Source organism: Thermoactinospora rubra, assembly GCF_002093975.1.
Classification (GTDB): Bacteria; Actinomycetota; Actinomycetes; order Streptosporangiales; family Streptosporangiaceae; genus Nonomuraea; species Nonomuraea rubra_A.
In genome coordinates this window covers 261,868-284,582 of sequence record NZ_MSZZ01000005.1, presented here as the reverse complement: position 1 = coordinate 284,582, position 22,715 = coordinate 261,868, and the positions used below count along the sequence as shown (strand labels likewise).

General features: G+C 73.0%; 24 protein-coding genes. 14 read left to right on the top strand and 10 right to left on the bottom strand.

Annotated features, from left to right (window positions below; all coding sequences use genetic code 11):
* Nucleotides 1–44: 44 nt before the first annotated feature.
* Nucleotides 45–1,196: an FAD-dependent monooxygenase gene (locus BSB02_RS18285; RefSeq protein ID WP_084960190.1), complete on the top strand. Its 1,152-nt coding sequence runs from the start codon at nucleotides 45–47 to the stop codon at nucleotides 1,194–1,196.
* Here the strand turns inward: BSB02_RS18285 and BSB02_RS18280 are convergent.
* Together BSB02_RS18280 and BSB02_RS18275 are read right to left on the bottom strand one after the other, a co-directional pair.
* On the bottom strand, nucleotides 1,099–1,983 hold the full coding sequence (locus BSB02_RS18280) for a DMT family transporter (RefSeq protein WP_084960189.1): 885 nt from the start codon (nucleotides 1,981–1,983) through the stop codon (nucleotides 1,099–1,101). The genes BSB02_RS18285 and BSB02_RS18280 overlap by 98 nt on opposite strands.
* 109 nt (nucleotides 1,984–2,092) lie before the next feature.
* Nucleotides 2,093–2,461: a VOC family protein gene (locus BSB02_RS18275; RefSeq protein WP_084960188.1), complete on the bottom strand. Its 369-nt coding sequence runs from the start codon at nucleotides 2,459–2,461 to the stop codon at nucleotides 2,093–2,095.
* A 207-nt stretch (nucleotides 2,462–2,668) separates the two neighbouring features.
* Here BSB02_RS18275 and BSB02_RS18270 point away from each other — a divergent pair, with 207 nt between their 5' ends.
* From BSB02_RS18270 to BSB02_RS18260, 3 genes are all read left to right on the top strand, one after another.
* Nucleotides 2,669–3,547 (top strand): DMT family transporter, encoded by an 879-nt coding sequence (locus BSB02_RS18270; protein ID WP_084960187.1) that lies wholly within the window; start codon nucleotides 2,669–2,671, stop codon nucleotides 3,545–3,547.
* 101 nt (nucleotides 3,548–3,648) lie between these two features.
* Nucleotides 3,649–5,835, top strand: coding sequence for an accessory Sec system translocase SecA2 (secA2, locus tag BSB02_RS18265; RefSeq protein WP_084960186.1), 2,187 nt, complete (start codon nucleotides 3,649–3,651; stop codon nucleotides 5,833–5,835).
* Nucleotides 5,836–5,904: 69 nt separating this feature from the next.
* A complete protein-coding gene (locus BSB02_RS18260) occupies nucleotides 5,905–6,267 on the top strand; it encodes a PRC-barrel domain-containing protein (protein ID WP_084960185.1) in 363 nt (120 codons plus the stop codon).
* A 77-nt stretch (nucleotides 6,268–6,344) separates the two neighbouring features.
* Here the strand turns inward: BSB02_RS18260 and BSB02_RS18255 are convergent, their stop codons facing one another.
* Nucleotides 6,345–6,941, bottom strand: coding sequence for a nucleotidyltransferase (locus BSB02_RS18255; protein WP_084960184.1), 597 nt, complete (start codon nucleotides 6,939–6,941; stop codon nucleotides 6,345–6,347).
* Between the two features lie 60 nt (nucleotides 6,942–7,001).
* Between BSB02_RS18255 and BSB02_RS18250 the strand changes: the two genes are divergently transcribed.
* Both BSB02_RS18250 and BSB02_RS18245 read left to right on the top strand, forming a co-directional pair.
* On the top strand, nucleotides 7,002–7,484 hold the full coding sequence (locus BSB02_RS18250; RefSeq protein WP_240506491.1) for a DUF1360 domain-containing protein: 483 nt from the start codon (nucleotides 7,002–7,004) through the stop codon (nucleotides 7,482–7,484).
* On the top strand, nucleotides 7,481–7,963 hold the full coding sequence (locus tag BSB02_RS18245; RefSeq protein ID WP_084960183.1) for a DUF6328 family protein: 483 nt from the start codon (nucleotides 7,481–7,483) through the stop codon (nucleotides 7,961–7,963). The genes BSB02_RS18250 and BSB02_RS18245 overlap by 4 nt, the downstream gene beginning before the upstream one ends.
* 1 nt (nucleotide 7,964) lies before the next feature.
* Here the strand turns inward: BSB02_RS18245 and BSB02_RS18240 are convergent, their stop codons facing one another.
* Nucleotides 7,965–8,918: an LLM class F420-dependent oxidoreductase gene (locus tag BSB02_RS18240; protein WP_084960182.1), complete on the bottom strand. Its 954-nt coding sequence runs from the start codon at nucleotides 8,916–8,918 to the stop codon at nucleotides 7,965–7,967.
* Between the two features lie 60 nt (nucleotides 8,919–8,978).
* Here BSB02_RS18240 and BSB02_RS41090 point away from each other — a divergent pair, with 60 nt between their 5' ends.
* Nucleotides 8,979–9,128, top strand: a complete 150-nt coding sequence (locus BSB02_RS41090; RefSeq protein WP_020543887.1) for a GPGG-motif small membrane protein — start codon at nucleotides 8,979–8,981, stop codon at nucleotides 9,126–9,128.
* Here BSB02_RS41090 and BSB02_RS18235 read toward each other — a convergent pair.
* The 4 genes from BSB02_RS18235 to BSB02_RS18220 form a co-directional block, all read right to left on the bottom strand.
* The gene (locus BSB02_RS18235; protein ID WP_084960181.1) at nucleotides 9,118–10,674 is read right to left on the bottom strand and encodes an amidohydrolase family protein; all 1,557 of its coding nucleotides are present in this window, start codon (nucleotides 10,672–10,674) and stop codon (nucleotides 9,118–9,120) included. The genes BSB02_RS41090 and BSB02_RS18235 overlap by 11 nt on opposite strands.
* 100 nt (nucleotides 10,675–10,774) lie before the next feature.
* The gene (locus BSB02_RS18230) at nucleotides 10,775–11,497 is read right to left on the bottom strand and encodes a metallophosphoesterase family protein (RefSeq protein WP_206184758.1); all 723 of its coding nucleotides are present in this window, start codon (nucleotides 11,495–11,497) and stop codon (nucleotides 10,775–10,777) included.
* Nucleotides 11,490–11,738 carry a BON domain-containing protein gene (locus BSB02_RS18225; RefSeq protein ID WP_084960179.1) on the bottom strand — a complete coding sequence of 83 codons (249 nt, stop codon included), beginning with the start codon at nucleotides 11,736–11,738 and terminating at the stop codon, nucleotides 11,490–11,492. Before BSB02_RS18225 ends, BSB02_RS18230 begins: the two co-directional genes overlap by 8 nt.
* A gap of 67 nt (nucleotides 11,739–11,805) precedes the next feature.
* Nucleotides 11,806–12,801, bottom strand: coding sequence for a DNA topoisomerase IB (locus BSB02_RS18220; RefSeq protein WP_240506490.1), 996 nt, complete (start codon nucleotides 12,799–12,801; stop codon nucleotides 11,806–11,808).
* 70 nt (nucleotides 12,802–12,871) lie between these two features.
* On the opposite strand from BSB02_RS18220, the gene BSB02_RS18215 reads away from it, so the two are divergent.
* From BSB02_RS18215 to BSB02_RS18205, 3 genes are read left to right on the top strand one after another with little or no spacing between them, the layout of a single operon-like run.
* The gene (locus BSB02_RS18215) at nucleotides 12,872–13,141 is read left to right on the top strand and encodes a hypothetical protein (protein WP_084960178.1); all 270 of its coding nucleotides are present in this window, start codon (nucleotides 12,872–12,874) and stop codon (nucleotides 13,139–13,141) included.
* Between the two features lie 2 nt (nucleotides 13,142–13,143).
* Entirely contained in the window at nucleotides 13,144–14,166 is a 1,023-nt protein-coding gene (locus tag BSB02_RS18210) for an SDR family oxidoreductase (protein ID WP_084960177.1), read from the top strand.
* Between the two features lie 20 nt (nucleotides 14,167–14,186).
* The gene (locus tag BSB02_RS18205; protein ID WP_084960176.1) at nucleotides 14,187–16,013 is read left to right on the top strand and encodes a transketolase; all 1,827 of its coding nucleotides are present in this window, start codon (nucleotides 14,187–14,189) and stop codon (nucleotides 16,011–16,013) included.
* A 63-nt stretch (nucleotides 16,014–16,076) separates the two neighbouring features.
* Here the strand turns inward: BSB02_RS18205 and BSB02_RS18200 are convergent, their stop codons facing one another.
* Nucleotides 16,077–16,472: a ChaB family protein gene (locus tag BSB02_RS18200; protein WP_084960175.1), complete on the bottom strand. Its 396-nt coding sequence runs from the start codon at nucleotides 16,470–16,472 to the stop codon at nucleotides 16,077–16,079.
* A 1-nt stretch (nucleotide 16,473) separates the two neighbouring features.
* Complete coding sequence (locus BSB02_RS18195) at nucleotides 16,474–16,719, bottom strand: DUF6458 family protein (RefSeq protein ID WP_084960174.1); 246 nt, start codon at nucleotides 16,717–16,719, stop codon at nucleotides 16,474–16,476.
* Nucleotides 16,720–16,756: 37 nt separating this feature from the next.
* Here BSB02_RS18195 and BSB02_RS18190 point away from each other — a divergent pair, with 37 nt between their 5' ends.
* From BSB02_RS18190 to BSB02_RS18175, 4 genes are read left to right on the top strand one after another with little or no spacing between them, the layout of a single operon-like run.
* Nucleotides 16,757–17,242: a shikimate kinase gene (locus BSB02_RS18190; protein ID WP_084960173.1), complete on the top strand. Its 486-nt coding sequence runs from the start codon at nucleotides 16,757–16,759 to the stop codon at nucleotides 17,240–17,242.
* Between the two features lie 38 nt (nucleotides 17,243–17,280).
* Nucleotides 17,281–20,664, top strand: a complete 3,384-nt coding sequence (locus BSB02_RS18185) for a protein kinase domain-containing protein (protein ID WP_084960172.1) — start codon at nucleotides 17,281–17,283, stop codon at nucleotides 20,662–20,664.
* Between the two features lie 11 nt (nucleotides 20,665–20,675).
* Nucleotides 20,676–21,785 carry a winged helix DNA-binding domain-containing protein gene (locus BSB02_RS18180; protein ID WP_084960171.1) on the top strand — a complete coding sequence of 370 codons (1,110 nt, stop codon included), beginning with the start codon at nucleotides 20,676–20,678 and terminating at the stop codon, nucleotides 21,783–21,785.
* Nucleotides 21,782–22,699, top strand: coding sequence for a sugar kinase (locus tag BSB02_RS18175; RefSeq protein WP_084960170.1), 918 nt, complete (start codon nucleotides 21,782–21,784; stop codon nucleotides 22,697–22,699). Before BSB02_RS18180 ends, BSB02_RS18175 begins: the two co-directional genes overlap by 4 nt.
* The last annotated feature ends 16 nt before the right edge of the window (nucleotides 22,700–22,715 follow it).

Genomic DNA, 22,715 nt, shown 5'->3' with positions numbered 1-22,715 from the left:
AGGTGTAGTGTGAAACTACAGATGTAGTTTCCCGGGAGGGCGGCATGCGGCGAGCAGCGGTGATAGGGGCGGGAATCGGGGGGCTCACGGCGGCCGTCGCGCTGCGCCGGCGCGGCTGGGAGGTGACCGTCCTGGAGCGGGCCGCCAGGCTGGAGCCGGTGGGGGCCGGGCTCGCCATCGCGGCCAACGCGCTGAAGGCCCTCGACACGCTCGGCCTGGGCGACGAGGTGCGGGGGCTCGCCTCCATCCAGGGAACGGCCGGCCTGCGGCGCTGGGACGGCCGCTGGCTCACCCGGACGACCGAGGACAGGGCCGCCGCGCGCTTCGGCGACTCCGTCGTGCTGCTGCGCCGCGCCACGCTCACCGGCATGCTCCTCGACCGGCTGCCCGAGGGCGCCCTGCGGCTCGGCGTGACCGTGGAGTCGGTGGCCGATCTCCGCGCCGACCTCGGCGCCGACCTCGTCGTCGCCGCGGACGGCATCCACTCGGCAGCCCGCCGCGAGCTCTTCCCCGGCCACCCGCGGCCGGTCTACGCCGGGATCACGGCGTGGCGGGCCCTGGTGCCCAGACCCGCGGGCGTGACGCTGCGCACCACCGAGTCCTGGGGCCCGGGCCTGGTCTTCGGCGTCATGCCGATGGCGGACGAGTGGGTCTACCTCTACGCCACCGACACGCTGCCCGCCGGGACGGTCCTGGCCGACGAGAAGGCCGAGCTGCTGCGGCGCTTCGGCCACTGGCACGACCCGATCCCGCACCTGCTGGAGGCCGCCGACAACGCCCGCATCCTGCGCAACGACGTCTACCACCTGCGCGAGCCGCTGCCCGCCATGCACCGCGGCACGGTGGCGCTGCTGGGCGACGCGGCCCACCCGATGACGCCCAACCTGGGCCAGGGCGCCTGCCAGGCCATCGAGGACGCCGTCGTGCTGGCCGCGTGCGCCGATCCGGAGGGCCACGGCCTGGAGCGGTACACGGCCGCCCGGCTCAGGCGGACCGCCATGGTCACGGCCAGGTCGGCGGCGATCTGCCGGATCACGGGCTGGCGCAACCCGCTGGCCGTACGGCTGCGCGACCTGGGACTGTCGCTCGCGGGCCGGGTCAGCCCGGATCTGCTCCTGCGGTCGCAGGAACCGGTGCTGGGCTGGCGGCCACCGGCTTGGGCCGGGAGTGGTCGGGAGCCAGGCGTCCCAGCGTGATGGTGCCGCCGACGGTCAGCGCGGCGGCGATCAAGGCGGGGACCGCCGTGCTCGGGCTCGTGGGCAGCGGCTCGCCGAGCAGGATCGCGCCCGCCAGCACGCTGGTGATCGGGTCCACCACCTGCACGCCCGCGTAGGCGATGCCGAAGTAGCCGACCGCGTAGGACTTCTGCAGCAGCACCACGGCGCAGACCAGCAGCGTGGGGATGGCCAGCGTGAACCAGTGCAGCAGCCGCGACCAGTCCCCCTCCATGCCGCCGCCGACCACCCGCACGAACGTCGACACGCTGGCGGTCGTCGCCCCCGCGCCGACCGCCAGCAGCAGCGCCTTCCCCGCCCCGTGGACGAACCGGGCGGCCACGTGCGTGACGAGCACGATCGCGGCGACCACCCCGACGAACCCGAGTGCGGCCGGCGTGGACAGCCTCGGCGTGACGTGGTGCTGGGGGACCAGCAGCATCAGCCACAGCAGCCCCACCGCCACGGCCACCGACCCGAAGATCTCCGCCTTGTACGGCCTGCGCCCGTACATGAAGGCCGCGAGCGGGACGGCGAACACCAGCGTGGCGACGCTGATCGGCTGCACCGCCACCAGCGGCGCGAAGCTCAGCGCCACGGCGTGCAGGCACGCGCCGGTGAAGCCGATGACGCCGCCGATCCACCAGCGGGGGCGCCTCATGAGCGTGAGCGAGGCGCCCTCCGCCACGGCCTCGTACTGTTGCATGGCCGCGCCGAGCGCGTAGCCCAGGGCCCCCAGCAGGGCGATCAGCAGGCCGGCCCACGTCATGCGGGCCACTCCCCCCGTGTGTGAAGCATTGCTCCAGCGTAAGGGCCCGAGATCGGGCGCGTATCCGCCTTTAGGCTGATTGCCCGGGACCGGCTAACTCAGGGACGGCTTACTCGGGGATCACGCAGAACAGGTGGCCCTCCGGGTCCTGCAGGACGACCCAGCGGGTGCCCTCCTCGCTCACGCCGGGCTGGAAGTCCGGCTTGGTGGCGCCCAGCGCCACGTACTCCTCGACGGCCCTGTCCACGTCCGGGACGCGGAAGTCGAGGTGGAACTGCTTGTCCGGGCTCGGCCACGACACCGGCTTGCGGTCCGGGACGCGCCCGAAGTAGATGTTCGTCGTGCCGTCGCCGATCGCCGCGTAGTCGTCCTCGGCGTAGGTGACGTCGAAGCCGGTGATCTTGGAGTAGAACTCCGCGAGCCGCCGCGGCTCCACGCAGTCGATGGTCACGGCAAGGAGCTTGGCCTTGGTTGTCATGGGGTCAGCCTGCCCGGCATACCTGACAGCTCACGTCAGGTTCGCCGTGAGCGGTTATGCTGGCACCGTGCCGTTCCACGTGATCTCTCCCCCCGCCGCCTCCTAGCGGGCGGCGTCTCCTGGTTCGAAAGCCGGATCCGCTGATCCGGCGGTGGTCGCTGCCCGCGTTCCGGGTTCCTGCCACGACCACCGATCCGGAGAGATCCGTTGTCAACCTCTCTTTCCGCGCGCCGTGGCGCGCTCTACGTCTGCCTGTCCGCCGCCGCGTGGGGCACCGGCGGCGCCGCGGGCAAGCTGCTGTTCGCCTCCGGCGGCCTGGACGCCGTCGGGGTCTCGCTGTGGCGCTACCTGCTGGGCGCCCTGTTCCTCCTGGGCACGGGCGGGCTGGTCACCTCCCTGCGCGCGGCGCGCAAGAGGCACATCGCGTTCGTCGGCGCCGGGATGGCCCTGTACCAGACGGCGTACTTCGCCGCGATAGCCGAGGCCGGCGTCGCCGTGGCGACCGTCGTGACGATGGGCGGCACCACGATCGTGGTCGCCGCCGCGGGCCGCGTGCTGCTCGGCGAGCGCATCGGCCGCGTGGGCCTGGCCGCCCTGGTGGCGGCGCTGGCCGGGCTGGCGCTGCTCGCCACCGGCACGGGCAACGGCGGCGCGGGGTCCGGCGGCACGGCCCTCGGCGTCGCGCTGTCGCTGTGCTCGGCGGCCGGGTACGGCGCCGTCACCCTGTACGGCAGGCGGCACCGCGCCGACCCGACGGCCACCACGGTCGGCGGCTTCGCGGTCGGCGCGGCGTGCCTCATCCCGTTCGCGCTCACCGGCCGGCTCCTGCCGGAGCTGACCGCCGAGTCGGTCCTGCTGTTGCTCTACCTGGGCGCGGTGCCCACGGCGCTGGCCTACGCGCTGTTCTTCAGGGCGCTGACGGCCGTGAGCGCGACCACCGCGTCGGTGCTCTCGCTCGGCGAGGCCGTAGGCGCCGCCGCGCTCGGCGTGCTGGTGCTGGGCGAGCCGCTCACGCTCCAGGCCGCGATCGGCGGCGGCGTGCTGCTGTGCGCCGTCGTGGTGTTGACCGCGCACCAGCGCGGGTGAGTTAGGGTCCGGTACGGCGGGCGCATGCCGTACCGGACCCTGCGGGGGCACCAGGAAGGTCACCAAGGAACAGGCCCGGCGTATCACTCGTTGGAGGGACTGTGGCGGGCAAAAGGTCCTCGATCTCCGGAATCTTCAAGAACCTGCTGGACCGGCCGGGCGGGGTGAACATCGCCCCCTACCGGAAGGTCGTCAGGGAGGCGGCCGGCCGCACGGTGGCGCTGGAGGACCTGGATCTGGCCGATCTCGCGGGGTTCTGCGCGCTGGTGCGGGAGACCGCCGACCGGACCCTGGGGCTCAGGCCGTACGACGTGCAGCTGATGGGGACGCTCGCGCTGCTCGACGGGCACGTCGCCGAGATGGCCACCGGCGAGGGCAAGACGCTGTCGGGCGCGATGGCCGCGGCCGGGTACGCGCTGCAGGGCAAGAAGGTGCACGTCATCTCGGTCAACGACTACCTGGCCAAGCGCGACGCCGAGTGGATGGCGCCCTTCTATGAGGCCATGGGCGTGTCGGTGGGCTACATCGACCAGAACTCCACCCCCGAGCAGCGCCGCGCGGCCTACGCCAAGGACGTGCTGTATGGGCCGGTCAGCGAGATCGGCTTCGACGTGCTGCGCGACCGCCTGGCCACCGACCCGGGCCGGCAGATCGTGCCGCCGCCGGAGGTGGCGCTGGTGGACGAGGCCGACTCGGTGCTGGTGGACGAGGCGCGCGTGCCGCTGGTGCTGGCCGGGGCGGCCGACCTCGGCACCACGGTCCCGGAGCTGGCCGCGCTGGTGCGGACCCTGGTGCGCGGCTACCACTACGAGATCGACGAGCAGGGGCGCAACGTCTACCTGACCGCCAAGGGCGCGGCCATGGTGGAGAACGCGCTCGGCGTGGACCTCTACGACGAGAACGAGCCCGGCACGCTGATCGAGGTCAACCTGGCCCTGCACGCGCACGCCCTGCTCACCCGCGACGTCGACTACATCGTGCGCGACGGCAAGGTCCAGCTCATCAACCCCTCGCGGGGCCGGGTGGCGCTGCTGCAGCGCTGGCCCGACGGGCTGCAGGCGGCGGTGGAGGCCAAGGAGGCGCTGGCGCCCACCGAGAAGGGCGAGGTGCTCGACCAGATCAGCGTCCAGGGCCTCATCCGCAGGTATCCGCGGGTGTGCGGCATGACCGGGACGGCGGTGGCGGTCAGCGAGCAGCTGGGCGAGTTCTATGGCCTGAAGGTCGCGGTCATCCCGCCCAACCGGCCCTGCATCCGGCAGGACGCGCCGGACCGCATCTACCCCACGGTCCCGGACAAGACGGCCGCGCTGGTGGAGGAGATCCAGCGGGTCCACGAGACCGGCCGTCCCATCCTCGTCGGCACGCTGGACGTGGCCGAGTCCGAGCACCTGGCCAAGCTCCTGCGGCGGCGCAAGCTGGAGCCGGTCGTGCTCAACGCCAAGAACGACGCCGAGGAGGCCGCCATCATCGCCCAGGCGGGCCAGAAGGGCGCGATCACCGTCTCCACGCAGATGGCCGGCCGCGGCACCGACATCCGCCTCGGCGAGGGCGTGGCCGAGCTGGGCGGCCTGTACGTGATCGGCTCCGGCCGCCACGCCTCCAGCCGCCTGGACGACCAGCTGCGCGGCCGGGCCGGGCGCCAGGGCGACCCCGGCGGCTCGGTGTTCTTCGTCAGCATGGAGGACGACCTCGTCACCCAGTTCGCGCCCGACGAGCGCCCGCCCGCCGCCGACCCCGACGGCGTGGTACGGCACCGCCGCGGCGCCTACATCGTGGCCCACGCGCAGCGGGTGGCCGAGGGCGTGGGCCTGGAGATCCACCGCAACACCTGGCGCTACACCCGCCTGCTGGAGCACCAGCGCGAGCTGGTCCTGGAGTGGCGCGACAAGGTCCTGCACGGCGACGCCGCGGCCAGGGCGCTGGCCGCGGCCGATCCCGAGCGGTGGGCGGCCATGCCGGAGGACACGCGGGAGGAGACGGCCCGGCAGATCGTGCTGTACCACCTGGACCGCTGCTGGACCGAGCACCTGGCCTACCTGACCGACCTGCGCGAGGGCATCCACCTGCGGGCCCTGGGCCGGATGAGCCCGCTGGACGAGTTCCACCGCGAGGCCGTGGCGGAGTACAAGACGCTCATGGCCGAGATCGAGCGCCGGTCGCTGGAGTCGTTCGAGGCGCCCGAGCGCGAGCTCAAGCGGCCCAGCGCGACCTGGACCTACATGGTCAACGACAACCCGTTCGGCACCGAGTGGGAGCGCCTGGCCAAGCGCGTGGCCGGCAAGCGCTGACTTTGCGGGATGTTTGGCACCCGGTGAGGGGGTAGCTGGCGGATTAATCGGACGAAAGGAGCGATCCTCATGGAGCTCTGGGACTACCGGCCCGATGTCTACGACCGCAGCAAGTCCCTCGACCTGGTCGGCTACCACGTCCAGGCGACCGACGGCAAGATCGGTTCGGTCGACGAGGCGACTTACGAGGTCGGCGAGAGCTACCTCATCGTCGACACCGGCCCGTGGATCTTCGGCAAGAAGGTGATGCTCCCGGCTTCGGTGATCACCCAGATCGATCCGCAGGAGCGCAACGTCTACGTCTCCCGGACGAAGGCTGAGATCAAGGACGCGCCGGAGTTCGACGAGGCGGCGTTCAAGGAGCCCGAGTACCGCAACCGGCTGGGCGACTACTACCGCCGGTTCCCCGCGGGCCCGGGCGCCACGTTCTGATCGGGCCGCCGAGAAAAGGGACCGCGTCCCCCTTCAAGGGGACGCGGTCCTCTTATGTCCGGTTATATCCGGCGGACTCACGGCCAGGTGGGATCGCCGTACGGGCACTCCGGGTGCTCGATCACGCCCAGCCGTTCCAGCAACGTCAGGAACGTGAAGGCGTACGGCGAGTGCTCGGTCACCGCCGCCACCCGCCGCCAGTCGACCTGCTCGCGCATCGCCCTGACCTGTGCCAGCAGGCCGCCGTAGTCGCAGGCGTGCTCCGACATCGGCAGCAGCCACGAGATGACCAGGTCGGTCGCCTCCAGCACCGGCACGATCACCGCCGAGGCCGTCAGCGGCTCGGCCCGCTCCAGCAGCGCCTCGGTCACCGGGCGGTCGGCCAGCCGGAAGATCAGATCCACCAGCCGGTCCTCGTCGTAGGCCTTGACCAGCCAGTCCTCCGGCGGCTTCTCGGTGCGGAAGCCGATCTCGCGCAACGCCTCCAGGGCGACGTTCGCGTCCTTCTCCGTCACCACGAAATCCACATCGTGCAGGGACGGCGCGGCGCCCCTGGCGTACGCGGCGCATCCGCCGGCCAGCGCGAACTTCACGCCGGCCTCCTTCAATCGCGAACTCGCCCGTTTGAGGGTGTCCAGGAGCGCGTCAGTGACCTCATGGCCGTGGCTGCCCATGCCTCATCGCTACCCGCGCCGCCGACGACTAGGCGTGCCGATGAGGGGTAGCGCCCCGATGTGCTTACGGAAGACGCGCTGAAGGAAACCGAACGCCGCTACCAGCACGGCCCTCTCGGGCCCTACCTGCGGATCATGGCCGTGTACGGCGGAGCCGTCGCGGCGCTGTCCGGCCTGGCCGCCCTCACCGGCCGCCGGCCGCCCGACCGCGTGGGCCTGATGGACATGCTGGTCATGGGAGTCTCCACGCACAAGCTGTCCCGGCTCATCGCCAAGGACCCGGTCACCAGCCCGCTGCGCGCGCCCTTCACCCGCTTTCAGGGCGTCAGCGGCCCCGCGGAGCTGAAGGAGGAGCCCCGCAACGCCATGGGCGAGCTGCTGGCCTGCCCCTTCTGCCTGGCGCAGTGGACGGCCACCGGCTACGCCGCCGGCCTGGTCTTCGCTCCCCGCCTGACCCGCCTGTTCGGCGCCACGATGACGGCCGTGGCCATCTCCGACTGGCTCCAGCTCGCCTACGCCAAGCTCATGAAAGAGGCATCATGACCCAGATCGAGACAGGAGAGCCGGGCGAATCCCATAAGGAACGGGTCGACCGCGAGCTCGGCGAGCTGCTGCAAGGCCTGCGCGTGGCCGTCACGGGCGTGCAGGTGCTGTTCGCGTTCCTGCTCACCGTGCCCTTCCAGCAGGGCTGGGGCAAGGTCGACACCGTCGGCCGGTGGCTGTTCTTCATCGCCCTGCTGTCCTCGGCGCTGGCGTCCGTCTGCTTCATCACCCCGGCGGCGCAGCACCGGCTGCTGTTCCGCACGGGGCTGAAGGAGCGGATGCTGCACCGCGCCAACCGGCTGGGCGTCGCCGGATCGGCGTTCCTGCTGGTGGCCATGACCGCCGCGGTGGCGCTGGTCGCCGAGGTCGTGCTGAACAACTGGCCCGCGGCCATCTTCGGCGGCGCCGTCGCGGCGACCGGCGGCTGGTTCTGGCTGCTGCAGCCGCTGCTCGACCTGCGCCGCCGCGACGACTCCTGACTCACCGCAGCCGGGGCAGGACCTCGCGGGCGTAGAAGTCGAAGAAGGCGTCCTGCTCCGGCCCGATCTGGTTGACGTAGACCTCGTCGAAGCCCGCTTCGACGTACTGCCTGATGGCCTGGACGTGCGCCTCCGGGTCGGGGCCGCACGGGCTGGAGCCGACCGCCTGCTCCTCGCTGACGCCCTGCGCGAGCTGCTCGAAGTGCCGCGGCAGCGGCAGCAGCTGCGAGGCCTCCCCCTGGATGCCCTGGGTGGGCCACAGGCGGTGGACCGTCCTGCGGGCCGAGGCCGCGTCGGCGGCGTAGCAGACCTTGAGTCCGCCCTGGACGGGCTTGCCCGCGCCGCCGGACTTGTGGAACAGCTCCACCATCTCGGCGCTGGGGCCGGTGCTGATGTAGCCGTCGGCGATGCGGCCGGCCAGCTCGACGGACTTCTTGCCGAAGCCGGACATGTAGATCGGCGGCGGCTCCTCCGGCAGGCTGTAGATGCGGGCGGTGTCGACGCGGTAGTGCGTGCCGCGGCGCGTGACGAGCTCGCCGGTCCACAGGTCCCGCATGAGCCCGACCGCCTCCTCCAGCATCTCCAGCCGCTCCTCGGCGGGCGGCCAGCGGCTGTCGACGATGTGCTCGTTGAGCGCCTCGCCGGTGCCCACGCCCAGGCGGAACCTGCCGCCGGTCAGCATGGCGCAGGTCGCGGCGGCCTGGGCCACGATCACGGGGTGGATGCGGACGAGCGGGCAGGTCACCGCCGTGGTGATCGGCAGCGACGTGGCCTGCGAGATCGCGCCGATGACCGACCAGACGAACGAGCTCTGGCCCTGCTCGTCGATCCACGGGTGGAAGTGGTCGGAGATCCACAGCGCCTCGAACCCGGCGCGCTCGGCCGCCTTGGCTTGCCGTACCAGCTCCTGGGGCGTGTGTTCCTCGCTGCTCAGGAAGTATCCGAACGTGGTCATGCCCGGCCCCTGCCCCAGGTCGGCATGTTAAGACACGCGCTCCCAGGGCAGTTGCCAGGCATGGCTACATTGCTGTGGATTATCGCCGTCATCCTGGTTATCGCTGGGATCTATGTGATCCTGGCGCGTCGCGATCTCCTGTGGGGGATCGTCCTCATCGTCCTCGGATTCCTCGTCGGCCCCGGTGGCGTGAGCATCTTCAACGTCTAGGGGAGGACATGGCGGCCTCCCATGTCCTCAGGTAGGCCTCGGCGCCGGCCGCCATGTCCCGGATGAAGTCCTCGCCGGCGATCGCCCGGCCGTCCTCCAGCCAGTCGGGCACCAGGCCGTAATGCGCGACGCCGTCGTGGTTGTAGTCCCAGGTCCGCTGGCCCGTGGACGGCCGGTCGAAGGCGGCCGAGCCGTCGTGGGAGGCGAACGGATAGGTGACCGCGCTCCCCGGTCGGGGCGCGGGCAGCGGGCCCATCCCGTTGGCGTCGAGGCCGTAGCCGAACCCCGTCAGGCCGAGCCGGTCGCGCAGCTCCTTGGTGCGGCGCCACTCGGCCGTGAAGCCGTCGGCGCGGTGACCGTACGAGGTGATCATCCCGCCCAGCCGGTAGATCCGCTCGAAGTAGCCGGGATCCGCCCAGCTGTGGGAGGAGATGACGCCCGCGTAGCCGGCGGCTTCGAGCATGTCCAGCGTCTGGTCGGCGGCCTTGACGCTCATGTGGTCGATCTCGACGATCATCCCGCGCCGCATCATGCCCTCGATCATGTGGCGGCCCAGTGACGTCAGGCCCTTGACGTTGCAGTGCGGGCCGGGCGGGTAGACCGGCAGGCCGACGCCGGGCGGCAGCAGCCGGGCCAGCTCCGGCGGCAGGACGGCGGGCGTGATGGTGTTGTCGCGCTCCGGCCCGGTGCACTTCTCCACGCGCCAGAAGCCGCCCGACGACAGCAGGTTGCCCAGGTTGACGATCGCGCCCTGGGTGCCGGAGTCGAAGCGGACGCCGCACAGCGCGTTGTCGTACTTGTGGCAGACGAACATGCTGCGCACGCCGAGCGCGTACAGCTCGTCCAGGCCGCGGTCGATCTGCGCCCTGGTGCAGTGCGGGACGCCGAGCGTGGTGCGGCAGCCGAACGGCTCTGAGGTCTCCACGCCGAGGACCACGGCGAGCTTGCCCTCGGCGATGACCCGCCGGGCCTCCTCGGGCGAGCGGACGACGCGGAACCAGCCGCGGCCGGGGCCGCCGTGCAAGGAGTCGATGTGGTCCTGCATCTCGAAGGTACGCCTGGCCTCCAGGCGGATGGTGGCCATCTCGTCGCAGGAGTTGCGCTTGAGCGGGTAGATCTCGCACAGCTGCCGGTTGGCGACCAGGTCGTTGACCATGACGCGCAGCCCGCCGCGCCAGGCGCGCTCGATCCACTCGTGGTAGGCCTGCTGGTGGGTGAGCGAGTCGTGGGCCGGCCAGTCCCGGAAGGTGGGCCAGCCGACGGGGTCGTGGGTGCCGGTCGGGGATCCGGTCCTGGTGAAGTTCTCGAACCAGGCCGCCTCGCCGTTCGGGTAGTGGTCCAGGCAGTCGACCAGCGCGCGGGCGATGCCGCCGGGGTGGAAGGGCCGGCCGCACATGAGCATGCCGCCGAACGCCTCGAAGGACATCAGGTGGCTGTGGGCGTCGACGAAACCGCTGACCGGTCCGGCGGTTCGCGAGGCGGCGGGAAGGGGGGCGGCCAGCACGAGGCAGACGGCCGCGAGCAGGGGGAGCAGGCGACGGGCCATGGGGCACCTCTGAAGTTACTGGGGGGTACCCTCAATATGAGCCCTGCTCGCTATTACGGCAAGGGCCTCAGCCCGCCGCCGAGGCAGTAGACCAAGGACGTCAGCCGCCGTTGAGGCAGTAGACGCCGTAGGCGCGGCCCAGCACGGGCAGCGCGACGTTGCGCACCCGGATGCCGCCCGGCGTCATGCCCTTCTCCGATCCCTTGTGCGCGTGGCCGTGCAGGATCAGGTCGGCGCCGACGCTGTCGACCGCCTCGGCCAGCAGGTAGCTGCCCAGGAACGGGTAGATCTCCAGCGGCTCGCCCTCCAGCGTCTCCTTGATCGGCGAGTAGTGGGACAGCACCACCTTGCGGTCGGCCTCGATCTCCTTCAGCGCCAGCTGCCAGGACTCGGCGATGGTCCGCGTGTGGCGGACGAAGCTCTTGATCTCGCGCTCGCCGAACTCGCTGGCGCACTTGCCGGCGAACCCGCCGCCGAAACCCTTGCCGCCGACGATGCCGAGCGTCCTGCCGTTGATCTCCAGCACGGTGCCGTCGTCGTCGAGCACCGTGATGCCGTGGTCGCGCAGCTCGGCCGCAATCTCGTCCTGGGCGTCGGAATGGTAGTCGTGGTTGCCCAGCACGGCCACGACGGGCACCGGCAGGTCGCGGAACTCCTGGGCCACCAGCCGGCCCTCCTCCGCCGTCCCGTGCCTGGTCAGGTCGCCCGCCAGCAGCAGCACGTCGGCGCGCTCCCCGATCCCCTCAAGCCGTTGGCGGTAGTGTCCCCTGACGTCCTCACCCAGGTGGACGTCACCCACTGCGGCGATGCGTAGCTCAGTCAAGATGTTCATCCTCCCCCGGCCGGGTGACCTCGACGACCTTGATCTCGTTGTGCACCTTCAGGTTCGGCGCCACCTCCTGGGCGACGGCCGCGAGCCGTTGCCGGTGCTCCTCGCCCGACACCTGGCCGCGCAGGAACATCTGGTCCCCTCGCACGTCGACCCGGATGCCGAGCTCGTGCGTCCTGGAGTCCTCGGCGAGCGCCCGCTGGACCCTCGCCGCGACGTACTGCGGAGCTTCCATCACGTTCGATGCCTCCTCGACTCAGTTGCCCGCATGCCCGGCAGGCAACCCGCCAAACGGCCCGGATTCAGGGCCGATCGCCCGCGTGGGACCGCAGGAGCTCGATGACCGCCCGCTCGGCCGCGCCGTGCGTGGCGGGCCGGCCCAGGTCGGCGCCCGCCCCCAGCTCGGCCACCGGGATCGTGCGGCCCCGCTCGAAGGCCTCCACCACCCGCGGGTCCACGTAGGAGGCGCGAGCCACGGCCGGGGTGTTGCCCAGGTACTCCGCCACCTCCTTCATCACCCTGGCCACGGCACTCCTGGTGCGCCGGGGCGACACGGCCAGGCCCACGGCCGCCAGCACGGTGGCGTGCCAGGTGCGGAAGTCCTTGGCGGTCACCTCGCAGCCGATGGTCTCGCGCAGGTAGTCGTTGATGTCCTGGCTGCGCACGTCGGCCCAGCCGTCCTCGCCGCGGTAGCGCAGCAGCTCGCCCTCCGAGCGCAGCGACTTCAGCGACCGGATCACCGAGCACACCGCGGGGTCGGCGATCTCCACCTCCTGCGGCACCTCGCCCTTGCCCTGGTAGGAGCACAGCACGCCGCCGTTGACGCAGGTGACGTGCTCCATGCGCAGCGTGGCCAGGCCGTAGGTGTCGTAGCTCTCGGTGCCGACGCGGAAGAAGCCGACGTCGAGCATCCGCGCCGCCGCGGCCAGCACCCGCTCGCGGCTCAGCCCGCGCCGGGCCAGGTGCTCCTCCACCGTCCTGCGGAAGTCCGGCAGCCGCTCGGCCATCTCCAGCACCCGGTCGAACTTGATCCGGTCCTGCTGCTCGCGCCACAGGTCGTGGTAGCGGTACTGCCGGCGGCCCGCCGAGTCGGTCCCGGCCGCCTGCAGGTGGCCCCACGGCGAGGCGCAGATCCACACGTCCTTCCAGGCCGGCGGGATCGCCAGGGCCCTGATCCTGCGCAGCGTGGAGGGGGACCGCACCCGCCTGCCGTCGGCGTAGTAGTAGGCGAACCCACGCCCGTGGCGGCGGCGCACGATCCCCGGCTCGTTCTGGTCGCTGGGATGCAGCTCGGGCACACCGCTGCGCTACCCGGCGCGTTAACCGGCAAACGGCCCGGGTAGGCGGGGCGGACAGGGAGGAATCGACATGGCCAAGCACGAACGCCCCGAGGACATCCGTCGCGAGGAGTTCTCGAAGACCGGCAAGCCCATGGTGCCCGCGACCCCGCGCGACGTCGTCCACATCCGTGTGGGCTCGTTCGTGTTGATCTTCGCGTTCGCCATCGGAGTGCTCGGACTCATCGCCCACGCGCCAGTCATCACATGGGTGGCGGGCGCCGTCGCGGTGATCACGATCATCGACATGGTGCTGGCCGCACGCCGCCAGAAGGCGCGCGGCGCCGGGGAGGCCGGCTGACGATGTCGCTGCGTGACAAGGTCGTGGTGGTGACGGGCGCCAGCGGCGGGGTCGGCCGCGCCGTGGTGCGGGAGCTGGGCGCCCGGGGCGCCAAGGTCGCGCTGATCGCCCGCGGCGAGGCGGGGCTGGGCGCGGCCGCCGTGGACGTGGGCGCGGCCGGCGGCGACGCCCGGGCCTACGAGGCCGACGTGGCCGTCTACGAGGAGGTACGGCGGGCCGCCGAACGCGCCGAGGCGGACCTCGGCCCCATCGACGTGTGGATCAACGTGGCGTTCTCCTCGGTGTTCGCGAGGTTCCGCGACATCGAGCCCGAGGAGTTCGAGCGCACCACGAAGGTGACCTACCTCGGTTACGTGTGGGGCACCAAGGTCGCCCTCGACCTCATGCGCCCGCGCGGGCGGGGCGCCATCGTGCAGGCCGGCTCCGCGCTGTCCTACCGGGGGATCCCCCTGCAGTCGGCGTACTGCGGCGCCAAGCACGCCATCAAGGGCTTCACCGAGTCCGTGCGCGTGGAGCTGCTGGCCGAGCGCAGCCCCATCAGCATCACCATGGTGCAGCTGCCCGCGCTCAACACGCCGCAGTTCGACTGGGTGCGCTCCAAGCTGCGCCGCCACCCGCAGCCCGTGCCGCCCATCTACCAGCCGGAGGTGGCCGCCCGCGCGATCGTCCACGCGGCCGAGCACCCCGAGCGCAAGGAGTACTGGGTCGGCACGCCGACCGTCATGACGCTGCTGGCCAACCGCGTCGCCCCCGCGCTGGTGGACCGCTACCTGGCGCGGACGGGTGAGAAGTCCCAGCAGGTCCAGGGCGACAAACCGGACAGCGAGCCGCTCCGGGGGCCGGGCAACCTGTGGGAGCCGGCCGACGAGTGGCGCGACCACGGCGCCCACGGCTCCTTCGATGACCGCTCGCACCCCCGCAGCCTCCAGCTGTGGCTCTCCCGGCACCGCGGGCCGGTCCTGGCGGCGCTGGCGTCGGGGACGGCCGTCGCCGTGCTGCTGCGCCGTACCGGCAACCGGAGGTAGTTCCAGGGAGGAGAGGACCCATGCCGGAGCTCGACACCCAGTATCTGTGCGACCTGGCCGCGCAGCTGCGGGTGGACTCGATCCGCGCCGCCGCGGCCGCGGGATCGGGCCACCCCACGTCCTCGATGTCGGCGGCCGAGTTGATGGCGGTGTTGTTCGCCCGGCATCTGGTCTATGACTTCGACGAGCCGGGCAACCCGCTCAACGACCACCTGATCTTCTCCAAGGGGCATGCGTCGCCGCTGCTGTATTCGCTGTTCAAGGCGGCCGGCGCGATCACCGACGAGGAGCTGCTGACCTTCAGGAAGCGGGGCAGCAGGCTTGAGGGGCACCCCACGCCCCGGCTGCCGTGGGTGGACGTCGCCACCGGATCGCTCGGCCAGGGCCTGCCCGTCGGGGTGGGCGTGGCGCTCGCCGGGCGGCTGGAGCGCCTGCCGTACCGGGTGTGGGTGCTGTGCGGCGACAGCGAGCTCGCCGAGGGCTCGATGTGGGAGGCCGCCGAGCACGCGGGCGTCGAGGGGCTGGACCGGCTGACCGCCATCGTGGACGTCAACCGGCTCGGCCAGCGCGGCCCCACCCGCCACGGCTGGGACACCGGCGCCTACGCCCGCCGCTTCGGCGCCTTCGGCTGGCACACCGTCGAGATCGACGGGCACGACCCCGTCGAGATCGACTTCGCCCTGGCCGAAGCCGTGCGCACCAGGCGGCGGCCCACCGTGATCCTGGCGCGCACCCACAAGGGCAGGGGCGTCAAGGAGGTGGACAACCGCGAGGGCAGGCACGGCAAGCCGCTCAAGAACCCCGACGCGGCCGTCGAGGAGCTGGGCGGGCGGCGCGAGCTGACCGTGCGGGTGCGGGCGCCGGAGGAGTCGCGCTCGCCGCGCCGCTTCGACGGCGGGCCTCTCAAGATGCCCGAGTACGAGGTGGGCGCCACGGTGGCGACCAGGAGCGCGTACGGCGACGCGCTCGTGGCGCTGGGCCAGGCGCGGGGCGAGGTCGTGGCGCTGGACGGCGAGGTGGCCGACTCCACCAAGGCCGAGAAGTTCGCCGAGACGTTCCCCGATCGGTTCGTGGAGTGCTACATCGCCGAGCAGCAGATGGTGGCCGCGGCCATGGGGTTGCAGACGCGCGGGTGGATGCCGTTCGCGGCGACGTTCGCGGCGTTCCTGACCCGGGCGCACGACTTCGTCAGGATGGCCGGGATCAGCGGGTCGGACATCAGGCTGGTCGGCTCGCACGCGGGCGTGGCCATCGGCGAGGACGGCCCCTCCCAGATGGGGCTGGAGGACCTGGCGATGATGCGCTCGGCCTACGGCAGCACGGTGCTGTACCCGTGCGACGCGAACCAGACGGCGGCGCTGGTGGCGGAGATGGCCTCGTGTGAGGGCGTGACGTACCTGCGCACCACGCGCGGGGAGACCCCGGTGATCTACGGCGCGGGCGAGAGCTTCCCCGTGGGCGGCTCGCGCGTGCTGCGGCGCTCCCCCGAGGACCGGGCCACCGTCGTGGCGGCCGGGGTCACCGTGCACGAGGCCCTGGCGGCGGCCGACACGCTGGCCGAGCAGGGGATCGCGGTGGGGGTGATCGACCTGTACTCGGTCAAGCCCGTGGACGTGGCGGCCCTCCGGGAGGCGGCCGAGACCACGGGCAACCTCATCACCGTGGAAGACCACCGGCCCGAGGGCGGGCTGGGCGACGCGGTGCTGGAGGCGGTGTGCGAGCTGGGGCCGCGCGTGGTCAAGCTCGCGGTGCGCAACCTCCCCGGCTCGGCGACCCCGGCCGAGCAGCTGGCCGACGCGGGGATCGACCGCGAGGCGATCGTGCGGGCGGTGAAGCGGCTGCTGTAGCCCGCCCCGGGCCCGGCCCGCCCGACCACCCTCCGTCGTGGTCCCCCGCTCAGCGGCGGGCGGTCAGCCGCGCGCCTTGGCGGTGGCCTTGCGGTTGGCCTTCTTGATGGCGTCCACCAGCTGGGCCTTGGTCATGCGCGACCGCCCGGCGATGCCCAGCCGGGAGGCGACGCCGTACAGGTGCTCCTTGCTGGCGTTGGCGTCGACGCCCTCGGCGGTCTTGCCGGCGCGCGGCGTGCTCTTCTTGGCCTGCGCGTCCGAGGGCCCCTTCCTGCCCTTCGGCTCCCAGTGGTCGCCCACCTTCTCGAAGGAGTGCTTCAGCGCCGCGAAGGCGGTCCGGTGGGCGCGCTGGCCCTCGCCGTACGTCTTGACCGCGTTGTCGTGCGCCTTGATCCAGGTCTCCTGCGCCTTCTTGGGCGACCTGGCGATGGTCGAGGGAAGTTCTTCACGAGCTGGCATGTCACACCTCCGGGTCGACGTACCGGCGCTCTTCGTACACCGTCTCCCGCTGCGTCTCCGGGCCCACGGGACGGACGATCTCCCGGGTCACCTTGACCCTGTAGAGCCCGAACAGCAGCAGCGCGATCCCCCCGAGCATGAGGATGACGCCGACTATGTTGATGTCGAGTCCGGCGATGTCGAATTCCACCGCCCACGTGAGGACCGCGCCGAGCATGATGAGGAAGATGCTCCCTGCGATGGTCATCGGATTACCTCCTTAGCACCGAGGAACCTCTATCCCCATGTCGAAAATCAAACCCGTCGTCGTGGTCGGCCTCATGGGCTCGGGCAAGAGCACGGTGGCGAACCTGCTGAGCCGGGCCCTCGGCCTGCCGATGAGCGACAGCGACGACTGGCTCGCCGGACAGTACGGTGCCACCGCGGCGGAGATGTCCCGCGACGTCGGCGTGCTGCACGAGCGGGAGGCGCGGCACGTGCTCACCGAGCTCGAGGGCGCGCCCAAGGTGATCGCCGCCGCGGCCAGCGTGGTGGAGGACCCGGCGGTACGGCAGGCGATGGGCGAGGCGTTCGTCGTCTGGCTCGACGCCCCCGACGAGGTGCTCGCCGAGCGCATGAAGTCCAGCGCGCACCGCCCGTCCTTCGCCCCGGCGACGCTGCGGGGGCGGCGGGAGCCGTACTTCCGCGAGGTGGCCGACCTGAAGGTCGACGTGGCCGCCAACCGCCCGGAGCAGGTCGTGAAAATCATCCTCGCGGCCCTGGAAGGCTAAACAAACGACCTTGTGAGCGCATCTAAGCTGCAGTGACGATGCGCTTGCTCCCCGGCGACCCCCAACGGCTTGGCGGCTACTGGCTGGCAGGCCGGCTCGGCGCGGGCGGCCAGGGCGTGGTCTACGACGCCTACGACGAGCAGGGGCTGAGGTACGCCGTCAAGGTGCTCCACGGCGGCGTGCCGGAGCAACTGGCCAAGGAGGCCAGGGCGGCCAGGCTCGTGGCGTCCTTCTGCACGGCCCGGGTCGTCGAGGTGTGCCTGGAGGCGGCCCAGCCGTACATCGTGAGCGAGTTCGTCGAGGGGCCCAGCCTGCGGCAGGCGGTCGAGCGGCACGGGCCCTACCACGGGGACGCGCTGCATCGGCTGGCCGCCGCGCTGGCGACGGCCCTGGCCGCTGTGCACCGGGCGGGCGTGGTGCACCGCGATCTGAAGCCGGAGAACGTGCTGCTCGGCCCGGACGGCCCCTGCGTGATCGACTTCGGGGTGGCCAGGTCGGGGCAGACCTCCAGCACCGGCTTCCTGGGGGGCACGCCGGCCTACATGGCGCCGGAGGTGTTCACCGGGAACAGGGCCGGGCCGCCGGCCGACGTGTTCGCCTGGGGCGGGGTGATCCTCTACGCCGCCACGGGACAGGACCCCTTCCACGCCGAGAGCCTGGGCGGGGTCATGCACCGGGTGCTGACCCTCGACCCGGACCTGAGCCCGCTGGAGCAGCCGCTGCGCGACCTGGTCGCCCGGGCGCTGGCCAAGGACCCCGCCGACCGGCCCCAGGCCCACGAGCTGCTGCTGAACCTGCTGGGCAGCCCGGAGCCGCGCGAGCGGGCCGAGGTGGCGCTGCGCCCGCCGCCCGGCCTGGCGGCCCCCAGGCCGCTGGGCGAGGTGGCCGAGGAGCTGTACGCCTCGCTGCCGCCCCGCCAGCAGGAGGCCCTGCCGGAGCTGCTGCTGCGGATGGCCGAGGACGGCTCGGTCCGCCCCATGCCGCTGGCCGAGACCGAGGACGCCGAGCTGGTCGACCGGCTGGTGGCGGCCGGTCTGCTGGTACGGCGGAGCGTCGCCGTCGAGCCGGTCGAGACCGAGACCGGCAGGCTCGTCGCGGTGGGCGGCGACACGGTCGCGCCCGCCAGCGCGGCGCTGTACCACGCCTGGCCGCGGCTGCGGACCTGGCTGCGCGACGACCGGGCGGGCCTGGAGACGCACCGGCGGCTGCGCGCCGCGGCCCGCCACTGGCACGAGCGCGGCCGCAGGAGGGCCGACCTGCTGCACGGCTCGGCCCTGGAGGAGACGCTGACCTGGGCCGCCACCGGCCGCCGCCACCTGGCGCCCAACCGGCTGGAGCGCGAGTTCCTGGCCGCCTGCTCGGCCGCCTCCCGGCGGCGCGGCCGGGTCAGGGCGCTGGTCACCGCGGGCATGGCCGCGATGCTGGCCGTCAGCGTCGCCGCCGGCGTGACCGTCATGCGGCAGCGCGACCAGCTCGGCACGCAGCTGGCCGCGGCGAACGCCAGGGCGGTGGCCGCGCGGGCCGAGAGCGTCCGGGCGAGCGATCCGCGAGCGGCGATGCGGCTGAGCGTGGCGGCCTGGAAGCTGTCGCCGGTGTTCGAGGCGCGCGCCGCGCTCCAGCGCTCCCTCGCCCAGCCGGAGCTGGCCGTCGTAGCGGATCCGCACGCCGACACCGCCGCCCACTACCGCCTGTCCTCGCGCGGCGACGCCCTGATCAAGTGGGCGGGCGAGGAGGTGACCCTGTTCGACGCCCGCACCGGCGAGCGCACCGCCCGCCACACCCTGCCGCCGGACCTGGCCGAGCCGTCGGAGCTGAGCCCGGACGGGCGGCGCGCGGCCGGGGTGCGGGCCGGGCGCACGGTCGTCTTCGACCTGGCCGGCGGGCGGCAGGCGGGCGCCGCTCTTCCGGCCGGCGACGGCGTCACGCTCTTCGACGCCCCCGGCTGGGCCGCGATCCACCGGTCCGGCCGGACCGTGCTGCACTCCCTCGGGGACGGCGCGGCGGTGCTGGAGGCCGGGGACCGGCAGCTGACCGTGTCCGGCGACGGGCGCTGGGCCGCGCTCGCCGACCATTCGGGGCGCGTGGAGCTGTGGGACCTGCGCAGCCGTACCAGAACCTACACCGGCCGGGTGGACCCGCCGGTCACCGAGGACGCGGGCGCTCCCCCGGCGGCCTTCAGCGCCGACGGACGGCTGCTGGCGATCGTCGGCAGCCGCGGCACCACGCTGGTCGACACCGCCACCGGCCGGGCCGAGGGCGACATCCTGCGGGCCACCGCCCCGCACCCGCCGGTGTTCAGCCGCGACGGCCGCTTCCTGGCCGTGGAGGGACGCGACGGCGTGGACCTGTGGCGGCTGGCCGACCGCCACATCCTGGCGACCTATCCCACGCGCCGGGCGACCGGCGACTACGCCTTCTCCCCCGACGGGCGGCGGCTGCTGTACCTGACGGGCGACGGCGGCGTGGTGTCGCTCGACGTGTCGGCCGCCGTGGACCGGCCCGACCCGGTGGCGCCGGTGCTCGACAGCTCCGTGGCCGCGCTCTCGGCCGACGGGCGGGTGGCCGCCGCCGAGACGGGGGCCGCCATCCAGCTCACCGACGCCGAGGAGCGCCGCCCGCTGGGCACGATCGAGGCCCGCGGCGCGCCCGCCTTCGACGCCCACGGCGCCGTCATGGCCATCGCGGGAGACCCGGTCACGGTGTGGCGGGTGGACACCAGGAGCCGCATCGCCGCGCTCGACGCGGGCGGCGACCGGCAGGCCATCGCCCTGTCGCCCGACGGCCGCCTGCTGGCCGCCGCCGGGCCGGCCGACGTGCAGGTGTGGGACGTGCGCGCGGGCCGCCTGCTGCGCTCGGTGGCGGGCCTCACCGGCCTGGTGCTGGCCTTCTCCCCCGACGGCGGGACGCTCGCGGTCGGCGCGGACCTGGTGGACCTGGCGAGCGGGCGGATCACCCGCGACCCCGCCGACGTCCGGCGGCTGACGCCCACCTCGGTGGCCTTCTCCCCCGACGGCCGGTCGGTGGCATACGGCCTGGAGTCCGGCCGGGTCAGGCTGTGGGACCTGACCTCGGGCCGGGCGGCGGGAACGGTCGTGATCGGCGACGGCCAGGTGGGCGCGCTGCGCTACTCCCCCGACGGCCGCCTGCTGGCGGTCGACGGCCAGTGGGTCAGCCTGTGGGAGGTGGCGAGCCTGCGCGAGGTCGGCCGGGTGCCGATCGGCCAGTACTCCAGGGAGCTGGCCTTCAGCCCCGACGGGCGGCGCCTGCGCGGCGTGCTCGCCGACGGCGCGGTGCAGGAGGCGCCCGTCGACCCCGCCCTGGCCGTGGAGGCGGTGTGCGCGCGGGCGGGCGGGGCCTTCGGCGAGGCCGAGTGGCGGGAGTGGATCCCCGAGGCCGGCTACCTGCCTGGCCAGTGCGGCTAGGGTGATCCCCCATGGACCCCCTCCTCACCCGGCGCGCGCTCAACCGGGCCACGCTCCGGCGGCAATGGCTCGTCGAGCGGGCCGGCATGTCCACGCCGGAGATGGTCGAGCACCTGGCCGGGCTGCAGGCGCAGACCCCGCACAGCTGGTACACCGGCCTGTGGAACCGCATCGAGGGCTTCCGCGCCGAGGAGGCCTCCCGGCTGCTGGAGACGCGGCGGCTGGTCCGCATCGCGCTCCAGCGCGGCACCATCCACCTGGTCACCGCGCGCGACTGCCTGGCGATGCGGCCCCTGCTGGAGCCGGTGATCGCCCGGATGACCCGCACGACCTTCGGCAGGCGCCTGGCCGGGGTGGACCTGGAGGAGCTGGCCGCCGTGGGCCGAGCCCTGGTCGAGGAGCGGCCGATGACCTTCGCCGAGCTCGGCAAGGCGCTGGCCGCCCGGTGGCCCGGCAACGACCCGCACGCGCTCGGGCAGGGCGTGCGCTGGCTCGTGCCGCTGGTCCAGGTGCCGCCGCGCGGGCTGTGGGGCAGGAGCGGCCCCGTCGCCCACACCAGCGCCGAGCACTGGCTGGGCCTGGAGGCGCCGCCCATGACCCCGGCCGAGCTGGTGCGGCGCTACCTGGCCGCCTTCGGCCCCGCCTCGGTCAAGGACGTGCAGACCTGGTCGGGGCTCACCCGGCTGAAGGAGGTCGTGGACGGCATGGACCTGCCCCGCTTCCGCGACGAGGAGGGCCGGGTGCTGTACGACCTGCCCGACGCGGCCCGGCCCGACCCCGATCTGCCGGTCCCCGTGCGGCTCATGTACGACTTCGACAACCTCTTCCTGTCGCACGACGACCGCTCCCGGGTCCTCACCGAGACCGCGCTGAAGGAGGTCTCGCCCGCCTTCGTCAAGGCCAACGTGATGTGGCGGCTCATTCTCGTCGACGGCTTCACCATGGGCGACTGGACCACGAGCCGCGCCGGCGGCACGACCACGCTCACGATCCACCAGTGGCGGTCCTTCGCCCCCGGCGACCTGGAGGCGGCCGTCGCCGAGGCCCGGCGGCTGCTGGCGTTCCTGGCCCCCGGCGACGGGCACGAGGTCCTCACCCGTGTGGGAAGCTCGCGGACATGACCGATCTGATCACCTTCGGCGAGACCATGGCGCTGTTCTCGGCGCGCCGCACCGGGCCGATGCGCTTCGCCCGCGACTTCGAGCTGGGCATCGGCGGCGCGGAGTCCAACGTGGCCATCGGCGTCACGCGCCTGGGCGCCACCGCCACCTGGGTGGGCCGCGTGGGCGACGACGAGTTCGGCACGCTGGTCGCGGCCACGCTGCGCGGCGAGGGGGTGCGCACCCATGCCGTCGTCGATCCCTCCGCGCCGACCGGATTGATGATCAAGGGCAGGCGCACGGCCGACATGATCGACGTGCGCTACTACCGCAGGGACAGCGCGGGCTCGCGGCTGTCGCCCGCCGACCTGGACCCCGAGCTGATCCGGTCCGCCCGGGTGCTGCACGTCTCGGCCATCACCCCCGCCCTGTCGGCCACCGCCCGCGACGCCGTACGGCACGCGATCGAGGAGGCGCGGGCGGCCGGGGTGACGGTGTCGCTCGACGTGAACTACCGGCGGGCGCTGTGGTCGCCGCAGGAGGCCGGCGCGTGGCTGCGCGAGGCGGTCCGTGAGGTGGACGTGCTGTTCGCCACCGAGGCGGAGGCGGCGCTCATCGGCGACCGGCCGCAGGACCTCGGGCCCGCGCACGTGGTGCTCAAGTTCGGCGCCCGGGGCGCGGCCGAGCACGCCGGCGGCCGGGTCCGGCACGCCGAGCCGTACCGGGTGACCGAGGTGGACCCGGTCGGGGCGGGCGACGCCTTCGCGGCGGGCTGGCTGGCCGAGTGGCTGGCCGGGGCCGACCCCGAGCAGCGGCTGCGCACCGCCTGCGCCGCCGGGGCGTTCGCCGTGACCTCCCAGGGCGACTGGGAGAGCCTGCCCACCCGGTCCGACCTGGAGCTGCTGGAGCCGGCCGCGGACGGGGTGCGCCGCTAGCCGGGTTGACCCGCGC

Coding starts and splice junctions, on each gene's coding strand:
- BSB02_RS18225 (WP_084960179.1), bottom strand. CDS start 11,738: ATGGAAGCTCCGCAGTACGTCGCGGCGAGGGTCCAGCGGGCGCTCGCC.
- BSB02_RS18210 (WP_084960177.1), top strand. CDS start 13,144: ATGTCGCTGCGTGACAAGGTCGTGGTGGTGACGGGCGCCAGCGGCGGG.
- BSB02_RS18260 (WP_084960185.1), top strand. CDS start 5,905: ATGGAGCTCTGGGACTACCGGCCCGATGTCTACGACCGCAGCAAGTCC.
- BSB02_RS18245 (WP_084960183.1), top strand. CDS start 7,481: ATGACCCAGATCGAGACAGGAGAGCCGGGCGAATCCCATAAGGAACGG.
- BSB02_RS18205 (WP_084960176.1), top strand. CDS start 14,187: ATGCCGGAGCTCGACACCCAGTATCTGTGCGACCTGGCCGCGCAGCTG.
- BSB02_RS18285 (WP_084960190.1), top strand. CDS start 45: ATGCGGCGAGCAGCGGTGATAGGGGCGGGAATCGGGGGGCTCACGGCG.
- BSB02_RS18185 (WP_084960172.1), top strand. CDS start 17,281: ATGCGCTTGCTCCCCGGCGACCCCCAACGGCTTGGCGGCTACTGGCTG.
- BSB02_RS18200 (WP_084960175.1), bottom strand. CDS start 16,472: ATGCCAGCTCGTGAAGAACTTCCCTCGACCATCGCCAGGTCGCCCAAG.
- BSB02_RS18240 (WP_084960182.1), bottom strand. CDS start 8,918: ATGACCACGTTCGGATACTTCCTGAGCAGCGAGGAACACACGCCCCAG.
- BSB02_RS18175 (WP_084960170.1), top strand. CDS start 21,782: ATGACCGATCTGATCACCTTCGGCGAGACCATGGCGCTGTTCTCGGCG.
- BSB02_RS18195 (WP_084960174.1), bottom strand. CDS start 16,719: ATGACCATCGCAGGGAGCATCTTCCTCATCATGCTCGGCGCGGTCCTC.
- BSB02_RS18190 (WP_084960173.1), top strand. CDS start 16,757: ATGTCGAAAATCAAACCCGTCGTCGTGGTCGGCCTCATGGGCTCGGGC.
- BSB02_RS18275 (WP_084960188.1), bottom strand. CDS start 2,461: ATGACAACCAAGGCCAAGCTCCTTGCCGTGACCATCGACTGCGTGGAG.
- BSB02_RS18215 (WP_084960178.1), top strand. CDS start 12,872: ATGGCCAAGCACGAACGCCCCGAGGACATCCGTCGCGAGGAGTTCTCG.
- BSB02_RS18180 (WP_084960171.1), top strand. CDS start 20,676: ATGGACCCCCTCCTCACCCGGCGCGCGCTCAACCGGGCCACGCTCCGG.
- BSB02_RS41090 (WP_020543887.1), top strand. CDS start 8,979: ATGGCTACATTGCTGTGGATTATCGCCGTCATCCTGGTTATCGCTGGG.
- BSB02_RS18255 (WP_084960184.1), bottom strand. CDS start 6,941: ATGGGCAGCCACGGCCATGAGGTCACTGACGCGCTCCTGGACACCCTC.
- BSB02_RS18235 (WP_084960181.1), bottom strand. CDS start 10,674: ATGGCCCGTCGCCTGCTCCCCCTGCTCGCGGCCGTCTGCCTCGTGCTG.
- BSB02_RS18280 (WP_084960189.1), bottom strand. CDS start 1,983: ATGACGTGGGCCGGCCTGCTGATCGCCCTGCTGGGGGCCCTGGGCTAC.